The sequence below is a fragment of the Methylosinus sp. Ce-a6 genome (assembly GCF_009811655.1).
Classification (GTDB): domain Bacteria; phylum Pseudomonadota; class Alphaproteobacteria; order Rhizobiales; family Beijerinckiaceae; genus Methylosinus.
Genome location: NZ_BGJX01000084.1, coordinates 1 through 1,246 on the forward strand (window position 1 = coordinate 1; position 1,246 = coordinate 1,246).

Below are 1,246 nucleotides of genomic sequence, written 5' to 3' on the forward strand. Positions count from 1 at the left end.
GAGACGGGGTCATTTGGGCGCGCGGCGAAGCTTCGGGAGCGGCCCGGAGCATTGGTCGGGGGCGGCGTGGTTTTGAAGACGCTTCGTATTTTCGGGGTTTTGGCGGTCGCGGCCGTGCTTTCGGGCTGCAGCCTGCTTCCGGGCAGCGGCCCTTCCGCCGACGCGGTGATGAGCGCCGGCACGCCGACGCAATCGCAGCCGGAGACGGCTTTCGCGCTGGTCGAGATCGACGCGCAGGTGACGGCGGCGCTGGCGAAAAGGGCGGCGCCGGGGCTGCGCGGCTCCTTCGGCGACTATCGGCCGCCGGCCTCGCAGCCGATCGGCGTCGGCGACACGCTGCAGATCACTTTGTGGGAGGCGGCGGCGGGCGGCCTCTTCTCCGCTCCGGCTCTGGACCGCACGAGCCCCGGCTCGCGCTCGGCGGCGATCCCGGATCAGACGGTCGGGCGCGACGGCTCGGTGACGGTGCCCTACGCCGGGCGCGTCCAGGTGGCCGGGCGCACGCAGCAGGAGGTGGAGGCGGCGATCGTCGAGCGGCTGCGCGGCAAGGCGATCGAGCCGCAGGCGCTGGTCAATGTGTCGCGCAACATCAGCAATACGGCGACGGTGACGGGCGAGGTGACGCAGGGGGCGCGCGTGCCGCTGACCCTGCGCGGCGACCGGGTGATGGATGTGATCGCGGCGGCGGGCGGCTTTCGCTCGCCGGTGCACGAGACTTTCGTGAGCCTGACGCGCGGCGACCGCACGGCGCGGGCGCCGGTCCAGGCGCTGCTGGCCAATCCGCGCGAGAACATCTTCGTGCGGCCGGGCGACGTGCTGACGGTGGAGCGCACGCCGCAGACTTTCACCGTGGCCGGAGCGACGGGGGCCAATGCGGTGGCGCATTTCGACGCGCGGGGACTCACTCTGGAGGAGGCGATCGGCAAGGCCGGCGGTCTGACCGACCAGCGCGCCGATCCGAGCGGGCTGTTCGTGCTGCGCTACGAGCAGGCGGCGGTGATCGCGGATTATCCGACCGTGTCGCCGCTGCTGGCGTCGCAGCCTCTGGTTCCGGTGGCCTATCATCTCGACATGCGCAATCCGGCGGCGCTGTTCACGGCGCGGCGATTCGCGATGCGCGACAAGGACATATTGTTCGTCTCCAACGCGCCGCTGACGGAGGTGGGCAAGGCGTTCCAGCTCTTTTCCATGCTGACGCAGCCGGCGATCCAGGGCGCGGCGGTCGGCGCGGCGGTGAAGTGACCGC

General features: G+C 71.4%; 1 protein-coding gene. It reads left to right on the forward strand.

All coding sequences use genetic code 11. From position 1 onward, the window contains the following. Positions 1–168: 168 nt before the first annotated feature. Entirely contained in the window at positions 169–1,242 is a 1,074-nt protein-coding gene (locus Mspo_RS19405; protein ID WP_306344978.1) for a polysaccharide biosynthesis/export family protein, read from the forward strand. Positions 1,243–1,246 lie beyond the last annotated feature (4 nt).